This window comes from Polaribacter sp. (assembly GCF_036480315.1).
In the GTDB taxonomy this organism is placed as follows: Bacteria; Bacteroidota; Bacteroidia; order Flavobacteriales; family Flavobacteriaceae; genus Polaribacter.
The window spans coordinates 1-16004 of record NZ_JAZGGG010000043.1; the positions used below are offsets into that span (position 1 = coordinate 1).

Sequence of the window (16004 nt, forward strand, 5' to 3'; positions counted from 1 at the left end):
TTAAGACTAGAATACTCTCAAAATTAACCTCATTAACAATTATTCAATTCATTAATAAGTTTACTTTTGATAGAAATATTAACAACTTAAAAATTAGTATTATTTAAATGCACAACGGGTTATTTTACTACTTTTACATTCTAATAACTAATTAAAAATCAAGTAGAATGTTTAAAGAATTTAAAGAGTTTATTACTGGTGGTAATGTAATTGAATTTGCAGTTGCAGTAATTATGGCTGGCGCAATTGGTGCAGTTGTTAAAGGTTTTGTAAGTAATATTGTTATGCCAGTTGTTGGTATGTTTACGGGCGGTGGTAGTTTAGCAGACTTGAAATATGTTTTATCTGAAGCTACAGTTGATGCTGCTGGTAAAGTTACAACTCCAATGAATGCAATTACTTATGGTGCTTGGATTGATACAATAATCAACTTAATTATTATTGGCTTTGTAATGTTTATGATTGTAAAAGCATACAACAAATCTAAAAAGAAAGAAGCAGAAGCGGCTCCAGCAGCACCTGCAGGACCAACTCAAGAAGACTTATTAGCTGAAATTAGAGATTTATTAGCTAAAAAATAAGAATCTATTTCATAAAGTATTTAAAAACTCAAGTATAACTTGAGTTTTTTTTGCGCCTAGTTTTAGGCAAATAAACACTTAAATGAATACTCGTTTTTTTCTTATGATAAAAAAATTATTTAAAAATGTAACCTTTTTGTAAATTGAAGGTTTTAAGAATAGAAACCAACCAAAAACCAAACCTTGAAGCATTTAACTGACGAGGAAATTATGTTGCAAATAGCCAATGGCAAAATAGATATGTTAACTATTCTATTTGACAGATATCATATTCGTATCTATAATTTTTTCAATAAAATGGTTCATAATAAAATGGTGAGTGAAGATTTAACCCAAGATGTTTTTATAAAAGTAATTAAGTACAAAACATCTTACAAGAATGGAAATTTTGCAGCGTGGATATATACAATTGCTCGCAACATTTTCTCATCATATTATCAAAAAACAAAAAAAGAACGTGCCAATGAAATTGATGATAATACAATGTCTAGCGAAGTGTTGGTTTCTGAAAGTAGACAAGAAGAATTAGATCATTTACAAAAAGCGTTGTTACAACTAAAAACTTCGGAAAGAGAGTTGATTGTTATGCATCGTTTTCAAGAAATTAAATACGAGCAAATTGCCCAAATTATTGGTAGTAGCGAAAATGCAGTAAAAGTAAAAACCCATAGAGCATTAAAAAAATTAAAAGAAATATATTTTCAAACAGCAACAAAATGAAATGTAGCGAAAACAACTTGTTAGCATATTTAGAAAATTCTTTATCAGAAGTTAAAAATTCTGAAATAAAAGAACACCTAAATTCTTGCAAAGATTGCACACAAGAATTAGAAGAAATGAACTCTTTTTTATCTGTATTAAATACTGATGAAATGGAAACTCCTTCAGATAATTTGCGTGCAAGTTTCGAAAAGATGTTAGTACAAGAGATTGATAAAAATCAACCAAAAGTTGTACAACTACAATCAAAACAAGATTGGAAAACGTATTTAAGAGTTGCAGCAAGTGTTCTATTAGTTGTTAGTGCGTTTCTATTAGGGAAATTTCAAACAAATAAAACACAAACTGCGGAAAACATTGAACAAGAGAGTAAGCAAGAAGTATTGGCTTTATTAGTAAACAGTTCTGCTAGTAAAAGAATTTTAGCAGTTACAAATGCAGAAAAATTTACAAAGAAAGACACCAAAATTATAGATGCATTAATAAACAGATTATTTTTTGATAAGAATGCAAATGTACGTTCTGCTGCAGCAGAAGCGTTGTCTAAATTCTCATCTGAATTAATGGTTAGAGATGCATTAATTAAATCTTTAGAAACAGAAAAAAATGCATCGGTTCAAATAGAATTGATTCAAATTTTAGCAAAAATTCAAGAGAAAAGAGCTATTGAACCTATGCAAAATATTCTTAAAAAAGAAGAAACACCAGAATACGTAAAACAACAAGTTCAATTAAATTTACCTAGTTTATTATAAAAAAACAAGAAATCATGAAAAATATATTTATTCTATTATTATTAGTTTCAAGTGTTGTTTCAGCACAAAAAAAAGAATTCAAACATTCATTATCTGGCATTAATAAAGTTGTTTTAGAAAGTGGAACCAAAATTGTTTTAACTGCCGGAAATACTTCAGAATTAACATTAACTGAAGAAGAGCACAAGCACAAAGATCATGGAGATAATCACTTTCATAATAAAAGACAAAAAGAAGAAGAAAATAAAAAAGCAGATAAAAGAAAAGGATTAACACCAATTTATCCTGGAGGAAGAGATAATTCTAATGGATTTGGTTTTTCAATAAAAAAAGAAGGAAATATACTCTACGTAACAGATTTAAAATCTAATTTTCAAAGGCATGACATACATGTAACTTTACCAAAATCTATGAATATTTCTGTAGATGCAGGTAATTTGGGCTCTATTGAAATGGAAGGTTTTACAGGTGAAATAGAAGCATCTGCCAATGTTGGTGGAATTAAAATGAAAAATGTTACAGGACCAATTACTGTAGATGCAAATGTTGGTAAAGTTGATATTGATTTTGACAAAGTAAGTCAGACTTCACCAATAACTATTAGTACTTCTGTTTCTGAAATTGATGTTGCTTTACCAGCAAATACAAAAGCAGATTTAGAATTGAGAACACAAGGAACTGTCTATACAAATTTCGATTTTGATGTTCCTGTAAAAAAAGGGATGAAAAACGTAAGCGGTAGAAAAACCATAAATAGTAAGTTAAATAATGGAGGTGTAAAAATCTACATTAAATCTTCTATGGGAAATATTTATTTACGTAAAAAGTAAATTTATCCTGAACTAAACTCAGAAAACAAATCAATTAATTTTCACAACTTAAAACACTAAAAATGAAAAGTTTATTCTTATTCATAGGCTTGTTATTGTCTTTTAACAATCTTACAGCACAAAAAAAAGTAACCAAAAACACAGATAGTAAAAACATTGAAGATGTTTATATACATCTAAAATTTGCACAGAATATTATTGTAAAAAACTGGAACAAAAGTGAAATTTCTGTAGAAGCAACCGTAAATCTTAATGACAATAAGGAAAACGAGCAATTTTCTTTAAAAAGTGATAAAATTAATGGTACTTATAAAATAACATCAGATTATGGAGATTTATTTAAAAAGCACAAAAATAATGTAACCATAACGCATAATGGAGAAGGCTGCAATAGTTATAATAACTGTTCTAACCATAACAATGTTGTTGTAAACTATGTTGTGTACGTTCCTAAAAATATGGAATTAAAAATAAAAAGTATTTCTGGTAATGTAGAAGCAGAAAGGTATGTTGGCCAGTTAAATTTAGATTTAATAAGCGGAAACATCACCATTAAGAAACACTCTAAAGACATGCGTTTAAAAACCATAAGCGGTGATATAGATATTTATGTTACTGACGCAAAATTTGAAGCAAAAACTTTAACTGGCAGCCTATATTCTGATTTGGATATCGATTTTGATAAAAAAAGAAAAAGCGGTTATGGTTCTAGAATTAAAGCAACCATAAATAAAGGAACTGCTTATTTAAAGCTAAATACCATTAGCGGAGATATTTTCTTACGAAAGATTTAAAGCATTAATTTGAGTTCATTATTAAACAACCATTTTCTTATTAAGATGGTTGTTTTTTGTTTGGTTTGTTTCTAAACTTATTTCCTGTTAGCTTCGTTAACTATTGATATAAGTCATTAAAACGATTCATATCAATATTAACGTTAGGCTGTAAGCTGAAAAACACCTCGAATTGAATAAATTAATTACACATATAAAGAAATTAATTTAACTTCTGAACAAGAAGCAGAAATCAAAGATTGTTTTGTACTTAAAACCTTTAAGAAAAAAGAATTCCTACTTCAAAATGGAATTGTATCTAAATATTAATTTTTTATTGTTGATGGTTGTGTAAGAACTTTTATTTCTGACTTAAATGGAATTGAGCATACTATTATGTTTTCCATTGAAAATTGGTGGTGTGGAGATTTACAACGTTTTATAAACCAGACAAACGCTGCTTATTCAATCCAAGCTCTCGAAAATACTGTCGTTTTTGCTATAAATAAAAATGATTGGAAAAAATCTGACTGAACAATCAGAAGTATTTTCTAGTTATACAAGGTCATTGTATCAAAGTGCAGTAATAGCTCAACAAAATAGACTTGTCCAGAACTTGTCACTAACAGCCATTGAAAGATACAAACATTTTTCAACAAAGTTCCCTACTCTTTTACAAAGGGTTTCACAAAAAAACATTGCAAGTTATCTTGGTATCGCACCTGAGTTTTTAAATTTTATTAAGATACCTTATTTTTTCTTACTCATAAATAATTGATTTTTGCGTAAAGGAATTATTCACTTAATAGTACTAACAATATTGATAACTAATCAAATTGATGGTAACAAAAAAGATACAATTATGAGCGAGCAAAATTTAATTTACCAGAAAGAAAAGGAGAAACTCCACCACAACTTCAATTTTCGGACAAAAGTCCGAGAGAGATTTATCAAAGATTTCACGATAGGATATTTACTACTTTCCATAAGGTTAGAAAAGAACCAACACGAATTTCTGTTCCAACATCAACTGCAATGTCGCTAGACGAAAATGAAAATATTGGACATATTGATGCGTTTATGCCTCCTTCTGGTGGTAGAGAATTTACACATATTCATTTAGATGGAAGTTTCCATACCGTTGTTGGTACTGATGTAGAAAATGAAATTATCACTAAAAATGGGGAATTAGGCATATGTATTATGACCAAGGCGTAAAAGAGGTTTTTAGTATATGCACCTCAAAATGAAGACGAAATTGAAATAGCGAAAATTATTGTAATTAAATCTTACGAGTATGCAACTGGCAAGAAATACAATGAATAAGAAAAGCCTACTGCCAACATTTGTAAATAACAAATAGAATTCAAAATATTTAAGTATTTTTTTTGTTTATAGCTATTATATAAAATGCTTTTATTTTCTTTGTAATTCTTAATGAAAATACAAAATACTACATATTTATCTTTAGGCACAAATCAAGGAAATAAACTTGAGAACCTACAAAACGCAATAAATCATATTGACGATAAAGTTGGTGTTATTCAAAAAATATCATCTATTTATAAAACTGCTTCATGGGGTTTTTCTGGTGATGATTTTTATAATATTTGTATTAAAGTAACTACAATTTTATCACCAGAAACTTTATTAAATACGGTTTTAGATATTGAAAGTGAATTAGGCAGACTAAAAACAAACACTAAAGAGTATCAAAATAGAAATATAGATATTGATGTTTTATTGTTTAATAATGATATTATACTTTCAAAATCTCTTATTGTTCCGCACTCTAAAATGTTAGAGCGTAAATTTGTAATGGTTCCATTAGTTGAAATTGCAGATAATGTAATTCATCCTATAGAAAAAAAACAATTAAAGATATGCTTACAAAATTGTAATGATTCTTCAGAAATTTTAAAAATTGATGAACAACTAGTTCGTCCAATACCAATTTCAGAAAAATATAATTACATCGCTATTGAAGGAAATATTGGTGCAGGTAAAACTTCTTTGGCAAAAATGTTATCACAAGAATTTAATGCGAAATTGGTTCTAGAGCGTTTTGCAGACAATCCTTTTTTACCTAAATTTTATGAAGACAAAGAGCGTTACGCATTTCCTTTAGAAATGAGTTTTTTAGCCGATAGATATCAACAATTGAGCGATGATTTAGCGCAATTCGACTTATTTAAAAATTTTATAATTTCAGATTATTATATCTTTAAATCATTAATATTTGCACAAGTAACGCTTCAGAAAGAAGAATATATCCTTTATAGAAAAATGTTCGATTTAATGTATAAAGAAATTACAAAGCCAGATTTGTATGTCTATTTGTACCAAAATACAGAACGATTGTTAGAAAATATTAAAAATAGAGGTAGAGGTTACGAACAAAACATTAAATCTGAGTATTTAAAAAAAATACATAGTGGTTATAAAAGCTTTATAAACACAGAGAAAAACTTAAATTCATTAATTATAGATGTATCGGAATTAGATTTTGTAAACAAAAAACATGATTACAAATACATAATTAATAAAATTAAGGAATTTTAAAATAAATTTTATACTTTTGCAACTTATATAATTCCCCCAAAAAATGTTAAACAAAGAATATACTAGAATCTAATGAGGAGAATTTTTATATTTATTTTATTTACTTGCTTAGTAGCAAGTAAATCATTTGGTCAATTTACTACTGACGAAATTACTTACGGAAACAGAATTGATTTAGAAAACTCTAACAGTTGGGCTGTTGGTGGTGGATTCAGTAACTTTATTATGCATGGAGATTTGCGTTCTATTGGTACAGGAGATGACACTAATTACCTAAATTTTGGTGGTTTCTTATATGTAGATAAAATGTTTAACCCTTTATTAGGGTTAGAATTAAAAGCAACTTATAGCCAAATTTCTGGTGGTGCTCAATATTTTAACAACTCAAGTCTTTATTATAATATTCAGTATGCAGAAAGTGTTACTGATTTAAACAATACAAACTTTAAAGGTAGAGCGTATGGTGCAGAACTAAATTTAATTTTTAGTTTTACCAACCTATATCAAACTACAGCAAGTAAATGGCATGCAGCCGGTTATTTTGGTATTGGTTACCACCAATATAATTCATCATTGTATGAATATAAGAATGGTGATAATATAAAAATACCAGATGCAGATTTTGGTAAAAACCCCGCAAGAAACAGTGTAAATGAAGCAAGTTCAATTTACTTATCTGCACAACTTGGTATAAAAAGAAGAATTAACAAACTTGTTGATTTAGAATTTAGAACGGGTATGTACTTTAATTATGAAGATCATTTAGATGCAGCAATTTCTAGAAAACAAGATTGGGAAACATTTTTTGTTACAAGTATAGGTGCAACTGTTAAGTTAGGAAAGAAAAAAATATTTACTATTTGGGGAGATCAAGGTAATGGTGGCGGAGACGCTTTCAAGATTATTGATACCGATAAAGATGGTGTAATGGATCAATTAGATATAGACCCTAATACACCTGCTGGTGTAATGGTTTATGGTAATGGTAAACCTGTAGATTCAGATAAAGATGGTCTACCAGATTATAAAGATAAATGTCCTTTAGAATACGGACCATTATCTAATGAAGGTTGTCCTTTAAATGTAGATTCTGATGGCGATGGAATTATGGACGGTAAAGACTTATGTCCTAACACTCCTGGTACAGTAGAAAACAGAGGTTGTCCTAAACAAGAAACAACTCAACCAAGTAACGTTACCCAACAAATTGGTTTACTTGCTGCAAGTATTTACTTTGATACAAATAGTGATAGAATTAAAAGTATTTCATTTTCTACAATTGATAAGATTATAACATTAATGAAACAAATACCAGATGTTAAGTTTGTTATTGAAGGTCATACAGATGATAGAAATAGCGATAGATATAATTTATATTTATCTCAAAAAAGAGCTGCTTCTGTTAGAAAGTATATGGTAAAACAAGGTATTGCCAATGATAGATTAGAGTCTAAAGGATTTGGAGAGTCTAGACCTAAATTTTCTAATAGCAATGCCGGTGGTAGACAATTAAATAGAAGAGTTGAAATTAAACCAGAAGGCGGTTTAGATTAAATTTCAAAAAAACTATTAAAATATAAAAAGAGGCTAACTTAAAAGTTAGTCTCTTTTTAGTTTAAAATAAATAAGACTGAATGCAAAAGAGTGTTTATTTTTATAATAAACACTCTTTTACTTATAGAAAGAAAAATATATTATTTCTTTAACTCTAGCTTCTCCGCAAAATATTCACAAAAATCACGCATCGTTGCACCCATTTTATGATCATCTGTTGCACGTTCAAAAGTTTCTGCCATAGAAACTAATGTTTGATGATAGAATTGTTTCATTTCATCAACCGGCATATCTTTTGTCCATAGATCCATACGTAAAGTATCTTTCTTTTTATAATCCCAAACAGAAATCATAATCGCTTTAGATTCTTCATTATCTATTCCGCCATCTTTTGCTGTCCAAGAAATTTCTTCGGGAACTTTATTTTCATCTAGACCTATTTTAAATTTAATTTCTGAAGTATGATTAACTGACATTATTTTTTTGGTTTGTATTTAGATTTATTAAATAAATCTATTGCATTAATTTTCAATAATTCTTGCAAAGATACATCATTATGCTTCATATAAGAACGTACAATTTGCCAACCTACCCAAGTACCAATTTTTCCTGGTGATAGATTATCGTGTTCCATATAAAATTTAGAAAAAGGGACCGTTTCTAAAAACCTTTTATTCAATCTAGTATCGGTACTAAAAAGTAATTTTTTCTCCATAAAATACATCCAAATTTGTTCTTCGTTTGAAGTAGACCAGTTTAGTTTATCTTGCTCATAACCTATTTTTTCTTTATCAGAAATGGCTGGCAGATACATATCTAACAAGTACATCTTTTTACCTTCTTCAATCATTTTTCCTAAAAAACTTCTATTTACCGAAGGCGACATCTGTTTACTAATTATAGCATTAGCAACATCTACAATTAAATGTTCTTTTGTATTATTTTCTTTAATATAGTTGGGATAATCTGCATAAAATCTATGATTCTTTCCTAAATAAACATCCAAAGAAATAATAAGTAAACTGTCTGCGTATATAACTCTACTATCATAATCAATATTAGTTAGCATTGTTATTACTTTGGGCGATTTAAATGTAGGATTGTAAAATTTTACATGTTTAAATAAACTCTTTAATTCGGTTTCTGTTGATGAAAAATCTTTATATCTTTTTTGAGTTTCAGTAAATAATTCTTGTTCATCCTTATTTGTTATTTTTGATAAAGAAATACTATCTGTAATTTCTTTAGGAAAGAAGAAAGGAAACTTCCCTTTAACTTTTGGTAATGTTTGTTTAGTTGCAGAATAGAAGTCTACATCGAATCTATCCACAGAAAAATTAACCTTTATTTCAGAAACATCAACATCATTTTTTTTATCCGAATTACAAGATGAAAAAAAAAATAAAACAATAAGTACCCCTATAAAAAATCTCATAAACTTTGTATCTTGCTGTTACGATTATAAAACGATAAAAATACTAAAATAGTTTATATATGAAGACCGATAAAGTTGCAGAATATATTATAAATTGGTTAAAAGACTATGCAGAAAATGCAAAAGTAAAAGGGTTTGTAGTTGGTGTTTCGGGTGGAATTGACTCTGCATTAACCTCAACTTTATGTGCAAAGACAGGCTTTCCAACACTTTGTGTAGAAATGCCAATTCACCAAGCACAGAGTCAAGTTACAAGAGCAGAAGAACATATTAAACAATTAAAAAATAATTTTAAAAACGTTTCTGAAGTAAGAGTAGATTTAACGTCTACTTTTGAAGACTTTAAAAATGGGGTTCCTAAAGTAGAAAATTCTGCTACAGTAGCATTATCACTTGCTAACACAAGAGCAAGATTGAGAATGACAACTTTATACTATTTTGCAGGTTTACATGGTTATTTAGTTGCTGGTACTGGTAATAAAGTGGAAGATTTTGGCGTTGGTTTTTACACAAAATATGGTGATGGTGGTGTTGATTTAAGTCCGATTGCAGATTTAATGAAATCTGAAGTTTATGAATTATCTACCTATTTAGGTGTCCCTAACTCTATTCAAAAAGCACAACCAACAGATGGTTTATTTGGCGATAGCAGAACTGACGAAGATCAAATTGGTGCTTCTTACGATGAATTAGAATGGGCAATGAAAGCGCAAGATGAAGGCAAAACTGAAAACGATTTCTCTGATAGAAAAAAAGAAGTCTTTAAAATTTATGAAAGACTGAACAGAATTAATCAACATAAAATGGTTCCTATTCCAGTTTGTGAAATTCCACAAGAATTAAAATAACATATTATTTTTTTTAAAAAAGAGCCTTAATTGAAATTAAGGTTCTTTTTTTTTTGATTTTATCTAAAGTAAATTTGCTGCAACCATCATTTTTTTGATTCTTAAATAAGCTCTTTTTTTAGATCCTTTAGATATTTCAAAAGGTAAAAAAATGAATAATTGAACAATTTTTAAAAGTTGTAAAAGTCTTTTCATAATAATATATTTTTCTCTTTAGCAAGTGCAATATACAAAAAAACAATTTATTCGTAAATTATAGCAATAGGGGAAAATACCCCTTTTTACAATTTAATAACATTAAACAACTCTATTTAACTTTTCAAAGAGCCTCATTTTCAAATTTGTATAGTTTCTAATTACTTCTAGATCTATAGTCACAGCTTGGTCTTGAGTAGCTTCTTTCATCAATTCTTCTATTTTCTCACCAATTAATACGCGTCTTAAATTATAGACAACATCGCTAACATCTTTTGCTAAAACTTCTAAAACTGACTTTACTTCTATGTTTTGTCCTTCCCAATCACTTAACTGTCTATTAGGATTTTCTTTTTCCATTAAAACAGAAGTTACAATAGTAGAAATTTCTGAATTTTTATGGTTTATTAATCCATCAATATCTAATTTTTCTAATTGATTTAATTGATGGATAATTTCATTATAAATCTCTTGAAAAGTTACATTTGAAAAAGCAATTTCATCTTCATGTAAATGCACATAAATTTCAGCAGAAACTGTATTCTCATATTTTCTTAAAGTAATAGATTCTTTTCCTCTATCATCAACATTAATTACTTCTTCTATAAACTCTACTTCTTCATTTCCGTATAAAAGTAAAATCTTAATAATTTCGTTTTCTAAAATTGAAAGCTGATCTATTTTATGTATAGAAACTGGCCCGCCTTTAACCAAGCCCATTTGAGCTTGTTCTTGCTCCATAAAATATTCTGGTGGCGGCTCGTTAGGATCTTGTTGCGAATTATTTTGTTGTGTTCTATTTTGTTGCCTACTAGGTTTGTTTTTTTCTAAAGTTGCTTTTTTTAATAATTGCGCCAATTCACTAAACAAAACGCGTTCAGAAATATCCATAATTCTGGCACACTCTTGTACATAAACTTCTCTTTGAATGCCATCTGGAATTTTAGAAATACTCATAACAATATCTCTAATTACAGTTGCTTTTTTAATAGGATCATTATTAGAATCCTTTAATAAAAGTGATACTTTAAAGTTGATAAAATCTTGCGCAGCTGTTTCTAAATATGCTTTTAATTCAGCATCTGAATGCGATTTTGCAAAACTATCTGGATCTTCACCATCTGGAAACTGAACAACCTTTACGTTCATTCCTTGCTCCAAAATTAAATCGATTCCACGAATGGAAGCTCTTATTCCTGCGGCATCACCATCAAAAAGAACGGTAATATTTTTTGTTAACCTATTAACTAATCTAATTTGATCAGACGTTAAGGCGGTACCAGAAGAAGCTACAACATTCTCTACACCAGATTGATTAAAAGATATTACATCTGTATAACCTTCAACTAAAAAACAATTGTCTTGTTTTGCTATTTCTTTTTTTGCTTGATAAATTCCGTACAAGATTTTACTCTTATGGTAAATATCACTTTCGGGTGAATTTAAATATTTAGCTGCTTTTTTATCTGCCGTTAAAATACGGCCTCCGAAACCTAAAATTCTACCTGACATAGAATGTATCGGAAACATAACGCGTCCTTTAAAACGGTCGAATTGCTTGTTTTCTTTTACAATTGATAAACCTGTTGAAGCTAAATATTTTAAATCATAGCCTTTTGCTAAAGCTGCTTTTGTAAAATTATCCCATTCATCTAAACAATATCCTAGCTCGAACTTTTTAATGGTTTCATCACTAAAACCACGTTCTTTAAAATAAGACAAACCAATTGCTTTACCAAGATTAGAGTTTAGCATTAAATCATGAAAATAATCTTTACCAAAAGTTGAAACCATAAACATGCTTTCGCGTTCGTTCATTTGAGCCTTCTCTTCAGAAGTTTGTTCGGTTTCTTCAATTTCTATATTGTACTTTTTGGCCAACCATCTTAATGCTTCTGGATACGAATAATGTTCATGTTCCATTAGAAAAGAAACAGAGTTCCCTCCTTTTCCAGTAGAAAAATCTTTCCAAATTTGTTTTACTGGTGACACCATAAAAGAAGGCGATTTTTCATCTGTAAACGGACTTAAGCCTTTAAAGTTACTTCCTGCTTTTTTTAGCTGAACAAACTCACCAATAACCTCTTCTACTCTTGCAGATTCGAAAATACGGTCTATGGAACTTCTGGATATCATTAATTGGTTTTATTGGAAAGTAAAAACAAATATAAGAAAACCATATTTTCTGATAAGTTGTATACTTACTTAAATTAAAAAACCTCACTAATCTAAATTAGTGAGGTTTAAAGTATATATTTAAATATTAAGAAGCAGCTCTTAATTTTTTAAGTGCAGTTTTTGTCAATTTTGCTTCTGCGTATTCTTTAGTTACCTTAAATTCTTTTTCATCTGAACTTGGTAAATCGAACATGGCATCTGTAAAAATTGCTTCACATAAAGAACGTAATCCTCTTGCGCCTAATTTATATTCTACTGCTTTTTCTACAATGTAATTTAATGCTTCTTCTTCTATAGAAAACGCAACATCATCCATTGTAAACAATTTAGAATATTGTTTAATTATAGCATTTTTTGGCTCTGTTAAAATTGCTCTTAAGGTTTTTGCATCTAAAGGATTCATATAACTCAAGACTGGTAAACGACCAATGATTTCTGGAATTAGACCAAACTTTTTTAAGTCTGAAGGAATTATATATTGTAATAAATTTTCTTCATCAATTTTATCATCGTCAATGGAAGCGCTGTAACCAACAGCTTGCATATTTAAACGCTTACTGATAATTCTTTCAATTCCTGAAAATGCACCACCTGCAATAAATAAAATCTCTTTGGTATCTACTTCTATAAATTTTTGTTCAGGATGTTTTCTTCCTCCTTTTGGAGCAACATTAACAACGGTTCCTTCCAATAATTTTAATAATGCTTGCTGAACACCTTCTCCAGAAACATCTCTAGTTATTGATGGGTTGTCTCCTTTTCTGGCAATTTTATCAATTTCATCTATAAAAATAATACCTCTCTGCGCCTTTTCTACGTCGTAATCTGCAGCTTGTAGTAGTTTACTTAAAATACTTTCTACATCTTCACCTACATAACCTGCTTGCGTTAAAACGGTTGCATCTACAATAGCAAAAGGTACGTTTAGCATTCTTGCAATAGTTTTTGCTACTAACGTTTTACCTGTTCCTGTTTCACCAACTAAAACAATGTTAGATTTTTCTATTTCTACATCATCTTCATCGTCTTTTGTCTGTAATAACCTTTTGTAATGATTATAAACAGCAACTGCCATAGAGCGTTTAGTTTCTAATTGACCAATAATATATTGATCTAAAAACTCTTTAATCTCTAAGGGTTTTTTAAGCATTAAATCTTTTGATAAACCACTCGTTTTTGATTCAGAAACTTCTTCTTCTACAATACCGTGTGCTTGCTCAATACATTTATCGCAAATGTGCGCGTCCATACCTGCAATTAACAAATCTGTTTCTGCTTTTTTACGTCCGCAAAATGAACACTCTAAATTTTCTTCTTTTGACATTTTGTATAGTTTTTAGTTGTTAGTAATTAGTTTTAGTCTTGTTTGTTTACTAAAAATTAATTGCTAACAACTATATACTGTTTTATTTTTTTCTTGCTAAAACTTCATCAATCATTCCGTAAGCTTTCGCTTCGTCTGCTTTCATCCAATAATCTCTATCAGAATCATTATGTACTTTTTCTATAGTTTGCCCAGAATGATTTGCAATAATTGCATACAATTCATCTTTTAACTTTAAAATTTCTCTTGTAGTAATCTCTATATCTGAAGCTTGCCCTTGTGCACCACCTAAAGGTTGGTGAATCATAATTCTAGAATGCGGCAATGCAGAACGTTTACCTTCTGCACCTGCACACATTAAAACAGCACCCATTGAAGCTGCCATACCTGTACAAATTGTTGCAACGTCTGGTTTTATAAACTGCATTGTATCATAAATACCTAAACCAGCATAGACACCTCCACCTGGAGAGTTTATATAAATTGAAATATCTTTATTTGCATCTAAACTTTCTAAAAACAATAATTGCGCTTGTATAACATTAGCAACTTGATCATTTATTCCTGTTCCTAAAAAGATAATTCTATCCATCATTAAACGAGAAAAAACATCCATTTGAGTAATGTTCATTTGACGCTCTTCCATAATGTAAGGCGTTAAACTACTTGTTATTTTACCAAAATGTGTGCTATTAATTCCGTGATGTTTTGTTGCATATTTTTCGAACTCTTTTCCGTAATCCATCTTCGTGATTATTTTTAATGATTGAAATGTAAATATAAGAACTATTTCTTACTATTATCTTTCAGTTTGTCGCTAAAAAAACCTGAATCTAACAATTCAGGTTTTCTATTTTTATTCTCTGTAATAAATAACAGAGTGTAATTCTGAAAACAGTCTTTAACCGTTATTTATAAACCTCTTTGATAAAGTCTTCGTAAGAAAGTTCTTTTGTCTTAAAGTTCATATTCTCTTTATAAAAAGTCAATAATTTATTACTAATTAATTGAGATTGTAATTTTTGAGCTTCTTCTTGGTTTTGTAAGATTCTACCAGCAATATCATCCAGTTCTTTTTCTTCTGGATTCATGTTACCAAATTGTGCCATTTGCGTGCGGATAAACCCTTTTGCATAGTCTACCAATTCTGCATAATCTATTTTAATATCGTTTTCCTTCATAATCTTTCCTTCAATTAATTGGTAACGTAAACCTTTTTCTGATTTATTAAATTCTGCTTCAGCTTCATCTGCTGTTAATGGTTTTTCACCGGCAGTTGCTAACCATTTCTTTAAGAAATCTGCAGGTAAATCAAACTTTGTGTTTTCTACTAAATGCTCTGTTATTGCATTTAATAATTGTTGATCTCCTTGTTGGTTGAATTGCTTTTCTGCGTCTTCTTTAATTTTTTCTCTTAATTCTAACTCTGAACTTACAGAACCATCTGCAAATAATTTATCGAACAATTCTTTATCTAAATCTGCAGGTTCTGTTTTTGTAACTTCTTCTACAGTTAAAGATACAGTAACATCTAAATCGTGAATTACATCATGTTCTACACCTAAAATTTGCTGTAATTTATGATCGTTTTCAAATAATTTCTTTGTATCTAATTCAATAACATCGCCAACTTTAGCGCCTATTACTTTCTTTTCGTTTTTCTTCCCTTTAAGGTCGTTTACTAAAAAAGTAGATTTATTGTTGATTTCTTTTTCTTCATTTACAAAAGTGCCAGTAACATTAGCGTGTTCTGTTGCTTCATCTATTGCACTTACTTTTCCGTAACGAGTTTGAATATTCTTAACTTCTTCGTTCAATAAATTATCTGTTGCAACAATACTATATTTTGTAACTTTCTTTTTAGATTTTAAATCTATCGTAAATTCTGGTGCTAAACCTAATTCGAATTCAAAAGAAAAAGTTTCTGCATCCCAATTAAAATCTTCAGTCATTCTAGGTAATGGATTACCTAACATTTCTAATTTTTCGTCTGCTATAAATTTATTTAAAGATGCTTGTAAAAGCTTATTAACCTCATCTATCATTATAGATTTTCCGTATTGTTTTTTGATCATTCCCATTGGTACATGACCTTTTCTAAAACCAGGAACATCTGCTTTTTTTCGGTAATCTGTTAACAATTCTGATACTTTTGCTTGATAATCGTCTGCAATAATATCAATTTTTACAACTGCGTTTAACGCATCTATGTTTTCTTTTGTAATATTCATTTCTTGTTCTTTTATCTT

Annotated in this window: 17 protein-coding genes and 1 pseudogene; 11 read left to right on the forward strand and 7 right to left on the reverse strand. The window is 29.2% G+C overall.

The features are described 5' to 3' along the window. The 10 genes and pseudogenes from V3V28_RS08710 to V3V28_RS08750 form a co-directional block, all read left to right on the forward strand. Positions 1–107, forward strand: a pseudogene (locus V3V28_RS08710) (IS982 family transposase); the annotation flags it as partial. Between the two features lie 60 nt (positions 108–167). Further along, entirely contained in the window at positions 168–581 is a 414-nt protein-coding gene (gene mscL / locus V3V28_RS08715; protein WP_331364637.1) for a large conductance mechanosensitive channel protein MscL, read from the forward strand. A gap of 183 nt (positions 582–764) precedes the next feature. Then, a complete protein-coding gene (locus V3V28_RS08720) occupies positions 765–1301 on the forward strand; it encodes an RNA polymerase sigma factor (RefSeq protein WP_331364638.1) in 537 nt (178 codons plus the stop codon). Beyond that, positions 1298–2056 (forward strand): hypothetical protein, encoded by a 759-nt coding sequence (locus tag V3V28_RS08725; protein WP_331364639.1) that lies wholly within the window; start codon positions 1298–1300, stop codon positions 2054–2056. Before V3V28_RS08720 ends, V3V28_RS08725 begins: the two co-directional genes overlap by 4 nt. 14 nt (positions 2057–2070) lie before the next feature. Further along, positions 2071–2886, forward strand: a complete 816-nt coding sequence (locus tag V3V28_RS08730) for a hypothetical protein (RefSeq protein ID WP_331364640.1) — start codon at positions 2071–2073, stop codon at positions 2884–2886. Positions 2887–2948: 62 nt separating this feature from the next. Further along, positions 2949–3680, forward strand: a complete 732-nt coding sequence (locus V3V28_RS08735) for a DUF4097 family beta strand repeat-containing protein (protein ID WP_331364641.1) — start codon at positions 2949–2951, stop codon at positions 3678–3680. A 315-nt stretch (positions 3681–3995) separates the two neighbouring features. Further along, positions 3996–4193, forward strand: a complete 198-nt coding sequence (locus V3V28_RS14680; protein WP_442957527.1) for a hypothetical protein — start codon at positions 3996–3998, stop codon at positions 4191–4193. Positions 4194–4694: 501 nt separating this feature from the next. Next, positions 4695–4877 carry a hypothetical protein gene (locus V3V28_RS08740; RefSeq protein WP_331364642.1) on the forward strand — a complete coding sequence of 61 codons (183 nt, stop codon included), beginning with the start codon at positions 4695–4697 and terminating at the stop codon, positions 4875–4877. Positions 4878–5096: 219 nt separating this feature from the next. Continuing rightward, positions 5097–6221 carry a 2-amino-4-hydroxy-6-hydroxymethyldihydropteridine diphosphokinase gene (gene folK, locus V3V28_RS08745; protein WP_331364643.1) on the forward strand — a complete coding sequence of 375 codons (1125 nt, stop codon included), beginning with the start codon at positions 5097–5099 and terminating at the stop codon, positions 6219–6221. Between the two features lie 72 nt (positions 6222–6293). Beyond that, positions 6294–7775 (forward strand): OmpA family protein, encoded by a 1482-nt coding sequence (locus tag V3V28_RS08750; RefSeq protein ID WP_331364644.1) that lies wholly within the window; start codon positions 6294–6296, stop codon positions 7773–7775. A 140-nt stretch (positions 7776–7915) separates the two neighbouring features. On the opposite strand, the gene gldC is transcribed toward V3V28_RS08750, so the two are convergent. Both gldC and gldB read right to left on the reverse strand, forming a co-directional pair. Then, positions 7916–8251 carry a gliding motility protein GldC gene (gene gldC / locus V3V28_RS08755; RefSeq protein WP_331364645.1) on the reverse strand — a complete coding sequence of 112 codons (336 nt, stop codon included), beginning with the start codon at positions 8249–8251 and terminating at the stop codon, positions 7916–7918. Continuing rightward, complete coding sequence (gene gldB / locus V3V28_RS08760) at positions 8251–9210, reverse strand: gliding motility lipoprotein GldB (RefSeq protein ID WP_331364646.1); 960 nt, start codon at positions 9208–9210, stop codon at positions 8251–8253. The genes gldC and gldB overlap by 1 nt, the downstream gene beginning before the upstream one ends. A gap of 59 nt (positions 9211–9269) precedes the next feature. On the opposite strand from gldB, the gene nadE reads away from it, so the two are divergent. Next, the gene (gene nadE / locus V3V28_RS08765; RefSeq protein ID WP_331364647.1) at positions 9270–10058 is read left to right on the forward strand and encodes an NAD(+) synthase; all 789 of its coding nucleotides are present in this window, start codon (positions 9270–9272) and stop codon (positions 10056–10058) included. A 63-nt stretch (positions 10059–10121) separates the two neighbouring features. Here the strand turns inward: nadE and V3V28_RS08770 are convergent, their stop codons facing one another. The 5 genes from V3V28_RS08770 to tig all read right to left on the reverse strand — a co-directional run bounded on the left by V3V28_RS08770 (position 10122) and on the right by tig (position 15986). Further along, on the reverse strand, positions 10122–10253 hold the full coding sequence (locus tag V3V28_RS08770; protein WP_331364648.1) for a hypothetical protein: 132 nt from the start codon (positions 10251–10253) through the stop codon (positions 10122–10124). Positions 10254–10355: 102 nt separating this feature from the next. After that, the gene (dnaG, locus tag V3V28_RS08775; protein WP_331364649.1) at positions 10356–12389 is read right to left on the reverse strand and encodes a DNA primase; all 2034 of its coding nucleotides are present in this window, start codon (positions 12387–12389) and stop codon (positions 10356–10358) included. A gap of 127 nt (positions 12390–12516) precedes the next feature. After that, complete coding sequence (gene clpX / locus V3V28_RS08780) at positions 12517–13755, reverse strand: ATP-dependent Clp protease ATP-binding subunit ClpX (protein ID WP_331364650.1); 1239 nt, start codon at positions 13753–13755, stop codon at positions 12517–12519. Positions 13756–13837: 82 nt separating this feature from the next. After that, positions 13838–14500, reverse strand: coding sequence for an ATP-dependent Clp endopeptidase proteolytic subunit ClpP (gene clpP, locus V3V28_RS08785; protein WP_331364651.1), 663 nt, complete (start codon positions 14498–14500; stop codon positions 13838–13840). Between the two features lie 163 nt (positions 14501–14663). After that, positions 14664–15986 carry a trigger factor gene (gene tig, locus V3V28_RS08790; protein ID WP_331364652.1) on the reverse strand — a complete coding sequence of 441 codons (1323 nt, stop codon included), beginning with the start codon at positions 15984–15986 and terminating at the stop codon, positions 14664–14666. Positions 15987–16004: the final 18 nt, after the last annotated feature.

What these genes read in the sequence shown, in the direction of transcription:
- mscL (WP_331364637.1), top strand. Translation starts at nt 168, where the DNA reads ATGTTTAAAGAATTTAAAGAGTTTATTACTGGTGGTAATGTAATTGAA.
- V3V28_RS08725 (WP_331364639.1), top strand. Translation starts at nt 1,298, where the DNA reads ATGAAATGTAGCGAAAACAACTTGTTAGCATATTTAGAAAATTCTTTA.
- V3V28_RS08730 (WP_331364640.1), top strand. Translation starts at nt 2,071, where the DNA reads ATGAAAAATATATTTATTCTATTATTATTAGTTTCAAGTGTTGTTTCA.
- V3V28_RS08735 (WP_331364641.1), top strand. Translation starts at nt 2,949, where the DNA reads ATGAAAAGTTTATTCTTATTCATAGGCTTGTTATTGTCTTTTAACAAT.
- V3V28_RS08740 (WP_331364642.1), top strand. Translation starts at nt 4,695, where the DNA reads ATGTCGCTAGACGAAAATGAAAATATTGGACATATTGATGCGTTTATG.
- folK (WP_331364643.1), top strand. Translation starts at nt 5,097, where the DNA reads ATGAAAATACAAAATACTACATATTTATCTTTAGGCACAAATCAAGGA.
- V3V28_RS08750 (WP_331364644.1), top strand. Translation starts at nt 6,294, where the DNA reads ATGAGGAGAATTTTTATATTTATTTTATTTACTTGCTTAGTAGCAAGT.
- gldC (WP_331364645.1), bottom strand. Translation starts at nt 8,251, where the DNA reads ATGTCAGTTAATCATACTTCAGAAATTAAATTTAAAATAGGTCTAGAT.
- gldB (WP_331364646.1), bottom strand. Translation starts at nt 9,210, where the DNA reads ATGAGATTTTTTATAGGGGTACTTATTGTTTTATTTTTTTTTTCATCT.
- nadE (WP_331364647.1), top strand. Translation starts at nt 9,270, where the DNA reads ATGAAGACCGATAAAGTTGCAGAATATATTATAAATTGGTTAAAAGAC.
- V3V28_RS08770 (WP_331364648.1), bottom strand. Translation starts at nt 10,253, where the DNA reads ATGAAAAGACTTTTACAACTTTTAAAAATTGTTCAATTATTCATTTTT.
- dnaG (WP_331364649.1), bottom strand. Translation starts at nt 12,389, where the DNA reads ATGATATCCAGAAGTTCCATAGACCGTATTTTCGAATCTGCAAGAGTA.
- clpX (WP_331364650.1), bottom strand. Translation starts at nt 13,755, where the DNA reads ATGTCAAAAGAAGAAAATTTAGAGTGTTCATTTTGCGGACGTAAAAAA.
- clpP (WP_331364651.1), bottom strand. Translation starts at nt 14,500, where the DNA reads ATGGATTACGGAAAAGAGTTCGAAAAATATGCAACAAAACATCACGGA.
- tig (WP_331364652.1), bottom strand. Translation starts at nt 15,986, where the DNA reads ATGAATATTACAAAAGAAAACATAGATGCGTTAAACGCAGTTGTAAAA.